This window comes from Rahnella perminowiae (assembly GCF_019049755.1).
Classification (GTDB): Bacteria; Pseudomonadota; Gammaproteobacteria; order Enterobacterales; family Enterobacteriaceae; genus Rahnella; species Rahnella perminowiae.
The window spans coordinates 1-5,599 of record NZ_JAFMOS010000348.1 but is presented as its reverse complement, the minus strand read 5'-3'; the positions used below and the strand labels follow the sequence as shown (position 1 = coordinate 5,599).

The following is a 5,599-nucleotide window of genomic DNA, read 5'->3' as shown; positions in this document are numbered from 1 at the left end:
CAACACACTACTAGCTAGTTCATCATTCTGATCCAAGACAAACGCCTCGTCGATATAGAGTGGAACAACTACGCGTCGAATTCCGTCAGCCCGCATATACCCGGACACAGCCCTTATTGACCATTCTATTTCCGGACTCATGTAGAGTATAGGCTGTCCAGGGCGATGATACCGTCCGCTACTTTCTGGTCCTGGCAGATCAAGGACATGAGCCAGTTTATCTATGCGTACAGTGCGAAAAAAATATCCACTCATTCTTCTTAAAAATTTCTTGTCGGCCTGATTCATATAACCTCGCAGAATTAACAAATGTGCCTTATACGAAGAAGGTAATCTGTCCGATAGTGCATATCCAATGTTACAAAATGTCCACTTCTGGCACACAGCAGACAAACACGTGACGCTGAAGGTCTGCTGCGAGCGAGGAGCGGACATTGTGCCTGAAAATGTAGCCGGACAACTGCGTTTGGATATACTTTATTCCCAAGGTAAACCTTGCTCCCAGCTTTCCACAAGCAGGTCAATAAAGGCCCGAATTCGCGGGGATAAATGTCGTTTACTGGGATAAATGAGCCGAATAGGTTCCGGAGGGAAAGGATACTCCTCAAGCACCGGTATCAGCTTACCACTACGTAAATCCTCCCCTAGCAAATAGGTCGGTAAGTGAACGATACCAAATCCGGAAATTGCCGATGCCCGCATGGCTTCCGAACTGTCGAGGTTTAGCCGCCCGGGTCCTTCATACACAAAAGTACCTTCCGGAGTCGCAAACCGCCAGCTGCGTCTCTTTTCTGCACTCAGAAGAAAAATAGTGTCATGCCCGGTTAAGTCTGCGGGCGTTTCTGGAACGCCCCGTGAGGACAAATATTCTGGAGATGCACAAGTGACAATGTGCTGCGAAGCAATCGTTCGGGTAAGAATGCGCGAGTCATCGCGGGGTTCACCGATGCGAATGGCAATATCAAAGCCTTCTTCAATAAGATCAACAAACCTGTCGCTAAAGGACACCTCCGCACGAAGTTCCGGCCACTTTTTCAGATAAACATCCAGAATGGGAAGGATATGGCGCTGCCCAAAAGAAAGCGGAGCACTCAGCCGGAGAGTCCCCGTTGGTTTCCCCCTGCGCATGGCCATGGCGGCATCGACCTCTTCCAGGTCATCCAGTATCTGTCGGCAACGGTCGAACATGACCCTCCCTTCATCAGTCAGACTCAGACTCCGGGTGGTACGGTTAAGGAGACGAACACCCATACGCGTTTCGAGCCTGACAATACTCTTGCCAATGGCAGAACGAGTGAGCCCGAGGGAACCCGCTGCGTGGGTGTAACTCCCGGCTTTTACAGCCGCGACGAATGCGGCGATATCACCAATGCTGTTGATCTCCATGCTTAATTTATCTCCTTTAATACGGGCTTTAACGCACCCTGATACGGGAAGCACATTCCCTAAATGTTTATATACTATAGGTTCCTGTTATTTTTTAACGCAAATACAAACAGGAATAAAAATGCTGAATCAACAAACCAAACAAGCCGTAAAAGAATGGTCAGAAAGCCTGGCCGGCCTGGGTCCAATCCTTACGGGTGAGGATACCGTAACGCCTATGAGTGAGGTACGTGACGCCTATACCCGTATGCTGGCTAAAAATCCTGCACCTTCCGGTATCAGTTTTACTGAAGTCGACATGGGGGGCGTACCGGGCACGCTGGTGACGCCTGACAAACTTGAAACTGATGCCATCGTTATGTACATCCACGGCGGGGCTTATATTGTCGGCGAACCGGCGGGCTATCACGGTATTGGTGGTAACTACGCCAGCATGCTGGGCGCACGGGTTTACATGCCGGATTACCGTCTGGCACCGGAGTATCCTTTCCCCACGCCCGTTACCGATACCGTTCGTGCGTATGAGTGGTTGATTGAACAGGGCTTTGATGCCAGCAAAATCTTACTGGCGGGCGAGTCTGCGGGCGGAGCAATGGTGGTTACCATTATGGTAGCTGCACGTAATAAAGGCCTGCCACTTCCGGCCGGCGGTGTTTCCATTTCCCCATGGGCCAACCTTGAGCATACGGGCGTCTCCATGACCAACCGGGAAGGTCTTGATCCTCTGAACACCAAGGCCGGCCTGGATTTCCTGGCACGCACCTTCCTGGGCGATGCGTTACCTAATCACCCAATGGCATCACCGGTGTTTGCGGATGTGACGGGTCTGCCGCCGGTGCTGGTTCAGATTGGCGAGAATGAACTGATGCTGAGCGACGCGATGCGGCTCGCAACTCATCTGGGTGATAACCGGGTTCGCGTAAATTTGGAGGTTTGGCCGGGTATGTTCCACGCCTGGCATTTCTTCTCCACGCTGCAGCCAGAAGCAGTGCAGGCTCTGGAGAGCTCCGTCGCCTTTATGAAGCAGGTCCTGCGGGATGCTGCGAAGTAATCATCAATGATGAACTAAATAACGGGCGCGACTGACTGCGCCCGTCAGGAGTGAAAATCCCCCATTTACAGATACAACTCACTTATCCGCCGGATCTTGCCTCACATAGCGCATATAAGCGCGTATTCCGCCTGGGCCGCCTGACCTTCGGCTTTATTATTATGCCGCTTGAAGGTTAACCAGTCGGCCTTCCTGATAATAGGCCGGATTATCCAGGAGAAAACGTATGACTCAGGGGGGTGAAATCTACGGTGCTCATTACCGGGCAAGAATGGAAACAGACGCTCACAATCATTGGTCAATATGCTTGAGCGAATATAATTCTGGCAGGCTTGCGGTCGCTGATGTATCAGGCACTGATATCTCATTATCTCGTAACAGATGAACGCTGCGCGCTCGTTAACAGTGCCGGCAACTCTTTTTTCAGTTCTTCAATCAAGGCTCTCACTTTAGGAAGCACCGTGTGAGTCCTGGGCCACATTGCAGAAATGGGGGTGGGCGGTGCCTGAAAGGTGGGTAGAATTGCACGAAGCTGCCCCTTTTTGATGGCATCACCGCATAACCAGTCCGGAAGTTGCGTCACCCCACATCCTGCGATAGCCGCTTCCAGCATGGCTTGACCATTATTAAAACGGTAGGCTGAGGAAACAACATGTCTTACAACGTGCCCCTCTTTGCCCCGGATTAGCCAGTAAGTTTGCCCGTCTGATGGTAACCCTGAAATGCATCTGTGTGATGAAAGCTCACGAAGATCAATGGGGATGCCTGCTCGTTCCAGATAGCCCGCTGAGGCACAAATGATAAGCCTTTGCTCGCCCAGGCGGGTGGCAACCAAATCACCTGAGTCAGGCAGGGGGCCAAGCCTCAGTGCAAGGTCAAAGCCGTCTGTCGCGGGGTCGCGAACCCGATCGCTGAAATCAACTTCGATATTCAGGGCCCGGTATTTTAACGCCATGATATTGAGTAAGGGCATAATGAAAAGGTGCCCAAAGGCCACGGGAACCGTCAGCCGCATCAGTCCAGACGGCTCGACTATCCCCGCCTCTATTCTGCTTTCGGCATCTGAAATCATATCCAGAGCAACAGTGCAGCGATTGAAATAGATCTCACCTTCCGGTGTCAGCGACAGGCTTCGCGTACTGCGGTTGAGTAAGCGAACCCCCAGCCGAATTTCCAGACGCTTGATGCTTTTGCTGAGTGCAGAACGCGTCACGCCTAAACCCTCAGCTGCAGCAACGAAACTGCCTTTTCTGACGACTTCAGTAAATTCCTGTACGCCATTGAGTTGTGCCGTCACAAATATTGGTTCCTTTATCTCAACACTGAGGGTCTTTTTGCCCAGGTAATCATGGCCTTCAAATAAGGATAAGATCGTTGCTAACAGATTTTTACCATGAAATGGCTTCAGGAGACAGAATGAGCGAGTTACTGAATATCTATACAATGAATGGAATAAAGCTTAATAATCGTGTCGTTATGGCACCAATGACCCGATCGCGGGCCTATGACCATGTTCCCACTGACAGTATGGTCACCTACTATCGCCAGCGCGCAACAGCAGGTTTAATTGTTTCCGAAGGTTCACCTGTTTCAATGGAAGGCCGTGGACAGGCTTACACGCCGGGAATTTACACTGACGAACAGATAGAGGGCTGGAAAAAGGTGACTGAGGCAGTACATGCGCAAGGTGGGAGAATATTCATCCAGCTTTGGCACGTAGGTCGTTCCTCTCACATTGCTCACCAGCCTGATGGGCAGGCACCGGTCAGCTCCGTCTCACGCGTTGCAGAAGGCTGCACCACTCACATTCCCGGTGATAACTGTCAGTCTGTACGCGTATTTCACAGCCAGCCCCGCGCATTAGCAACGGATGAAGTCCCGCGGGTGACACAGGATTTCGTTCGGGCGGCTAAAAATGCTATCGAGGCGGGTTTTGACGGTGTGGAGATCCACGCGGCTAACGGCTACATCTTCGAGCAATTTATCAATGGTGGACTTAACGACAGGACAGACCGCTATGGAGGTAATATTGCTAATCGCCTGCGGTTTACGCTGGAAACGGTGGATGCCGTCTCTGCAGCCATCGGGAGTCATCTGACAGGTATCCGTATTGCACCCTTTGGCCGCCTGCAGGATATGCATGGCTTTGATGATGAGCAGGATACCTGGTTATCTTTGGGTATCGAACTGCGTCGTCGACATCTCGCATATGTGCATTTGAGCGATCAGGAATCTCTGGGAGCTCAGGCCATTCCTGCTGGCTTTCTGACAAAGTTTCGCGAGGCCTACGAAGGTACCCTCATCGTCGCGGGCAGCTATACACAGGAGCGTGCAGAACTGGCACTCAGAGAAGGTTATGCCGACTTAATCGCATTTGGGCGTCCTTTCATAGCCAATCCTGATCTCGTTAAACGCATGAAAAATGGGTGGCCGATAGCTATTCCTGATAAGGATACGTTCTATACCGGGCGAGATGCAGGTTATATAGATTATCCCACGTATCACGTGGATTAAGCTTCCCTGAAACAGAAATGCATCTGAAATGCATCCTATCCGCATGCTCGCTAAGGGTCCCGACAACTATTTTTGAGTTCGTCTGATCTGCTCCCTTATGAGTAGCACACTCAATTGTTGGTGACGTCCGCTCCTGACCAGCAGACAAACACGTGACGCTGAAGGTCTGCTGAGAGCGAGCAGCGGACCTTTTATAAAGACTTTTTCATAAAGATACGGCTTGTTCCTTCGGGTTTGCAGCCAATACGTCCGAATTCTTGCCAACCGTGCTTTTTATAGAAATCAGGGGCCTGAAAGCTAATTGTGTATAAGAATGCCGAAGTGCATCCCCTTTTTCTTCCTTCCTCTTCGAAGCGGTTAAGTATTTCTGTACCAACCCCCATATTCCGCAACTCCGGTGGAAGATAGAAAAGGTCTATAAAAAGTAGGCCTAACGAAGAGCGCCCTTGCATTCCGCCTAATATTTCACCAGTTTCATTTGATTTTACCAATACAGATAATTGCTGACGATCACTCATCCCCGTCATTAAATCATTGAAACTGTTCAAACCTTCTTCAATAGGAAGTAATTGTTCCGCATTTGGATTGGCGCAGACTTCTAAATTTATCCCCTCGACAAAGCTATTCATTTCAAATGTCCTTTTAAAT

5 protein-coding genes and 1 pseudogene are annotated in these 5,599 nt (G+C 50.4%); 2 read left to right on the top strand and 4 right to left on the bottom strand.

The annotated features are described in order from the left end of the window. Both J1785_RS03890 and J1785_RS03885 read right to left on the bottom strand, forming a co-directional pair. A pseudogene (locus J1785_RS03890) lies at window positions 1-288 on the bottom strand (RES family NAD+ phosphorylase); the annotation flags it as partial. A gap of 189 nt (window positions 289-477) precedes the next feature. Next, on the bottom strand, window positions 478-1,386 hold the full coding sequence (locus tag J1785_RS03885; protein ID WP_015697052.1) for a LysR family transcriptional regulator: 909 nt from the start codon (window positions 1,384-1,386) through the stop codon (window positions 478-480). A 121-nt stretch (window positions 1,387-1,507) separates the two neighbouring features. Here J1785_RS03885 and J1785_RS03880 point away from each other — a divergent pair, with 121 nt between their 5' ends. Continuing rightward, complete coding sequence (locus J1785_RS03880) at window positions 1,508-2,437, top strand: alpha/beta hydrolase (protein WP_015697051.1); 930 nt, start codon at window positions 1,508-1,510, stop codon at window positions 2,435-2,437. 367 nt (window positions 2,438-2,804) lie between these two features. Here the strand turns inward: J1785_RS03880 and J1785_RS03875 are convergent, their stop codons facing one another. Beyond that, the gene (locus J1785_RS03875; RefSeq protein ID WP_015697049.1) at window positions 2,805-3,734 is read right to left on the bottom strand and encodes a LysR family transcriptional regulator; all 930 of its coding nucleotides are present in this window, start codon (window positions 3,732-3,734) and stop codon (window positions 2,805-2,807) included. A 119-nt stretch (window positions 3,735-3,853) separates the two neighbouring features. On the opposite strand from J1785_RS03875, the gene J1785_RS03870 reads away from it, so the two are divergent. Next, window positions 3,854-4,951 carry an alkene reductase gene (locus J1785_RS03870; protein WP_015697048.1) on the top strand — a complete coding sequence of 366 codons (1,098 nt, stop codon included), beginning with the start codon at window positions 3,854-3,856 and terminating at the stop codon, window positions 4,949-4,951. Between the two features lie 191 nt (window positions 4,952-5,142). On the opposite strand, the gene J1785_RS03865 is transcribed toward J1785_RS03870, so the two are convergent. Further along, window positions 5,143-5,580, bottom strand: a complete 438-nt coding sequence (locus J1785_RS03865; RefSeq protein ID WP_217218857.1) for a GNAT family N-acetyltransferase — start codon at window positions 5,578-5,580, stop codon at window positions 5,143-5,145. Between the last annotated feature and the right edge of the window lie 19 nt (window positions 5,581-5,599).

Excerpts from the sequence above, each read along its gene's own strand:
- J1785_RS03865 (WP_217218857.1), bottom strand. The coding sequence starts at position 5,580 with ATGAATAGCTTTGTCGAGGGGATAAATTTAGAAGTCTGCGCCAATCCA.
- J1785_RS03870 (WP_015697048.1), top strand. The coding sequence starts at position 3,854 with ATGAGCGAGTTACTGAATATCTATACAATGAATGGAATAAAGCTTAAT.
- J1785_RS03885 (WP_015697052.1), bottom strand. The coding sequence starts at position 1,386 with ATGGAGATCAACAGCATTGGTGATATCGCCGCATTCGTCGCGGCTGTA.
- J1785_RS03880 (WP_015697051.1), top strand. The coding sequence starts at position 1,508 with ATGCTGAATCAACAAACCAAACAAGCCGTAAAAGAATGGTCAGAAAGC.